This is a genomic window from Kocuria sp. CPCC 205263 (genome assembly GCF_040981075.1).
Classification (GTDB): domain Bacteria; phylum Actinomycetota; class Actinomycetes; order Actinomycetales; family Micrococcaceae; genus Kocuria; species Kocuria rosea.
This window is the reverse complement of the sequence record NZ_JAVKPV010000082.1, coordinates 1-527: the sequence shown is the minus strand read 5'-3', so window position 1 is coordinate 527 and position 527 is coordinate 1. Positions and strand designations below refer to the sequence as shown.

The window sequence follows — 527 nt, the reverse complement described above, 5'->3', positions numbered from 1 at the left end:
CGCGCCGGCCACGGACCCGGCCGAGGCCACCGACCCGGCCGTCCCGCCCACGGCGGCCGCCGGAGCGGGCGGGACCGTCCGTCCCTGACGTCCTGCGCGGAGTTATGCAGGCGTGACGAGGGCACCTGCCGAGTCCGGCGTGCGGCGGACTAGAATTTGCCACCGGGCTGACGATTTCTTTCGCGCAGGAGCGGGAGCCATGAGCACCACCGACCACGGTGCGCCGGGCAACGGGACGACCAGGGCGCTCCAGGAACTCCAGGACCGTCTCACCGGGGGGCTGGTCGAGCCGGGGGACCCCGACTACGACAGGGCCCGCCGCGTCTGGAACGGCCTGATCGACGCGCGTCCCCGCGCTGTCGTGCGGGCCGGCGACCTCGATGACATCGACCGGGCCCTGGCCGCGGCCCACCGCACGCGGCTGCCGCTGGCGGTGCGGGGCGGCGGGCACGGCGTGGCGGGCCACGGCACGGTCGAGGGCGGTCTGGTGCTGGACCTCGGGCGGCTGCGGGGCGTCGTCGTCGATC

The 527-nt window shown here is 76.1% G+C and carries 1 protein-coding gene; it reads left to right on the top strand.

The features are described from left to right. Window positions 1-199: 199 nt before the first annotated feature. On the top strand, window positions 200-527 hold a 328-nt coding region (locus tag RF647_RS19250; RefSeq protein WP_368813134.1), incomplete at its 3' end, for an FAD-binding protein.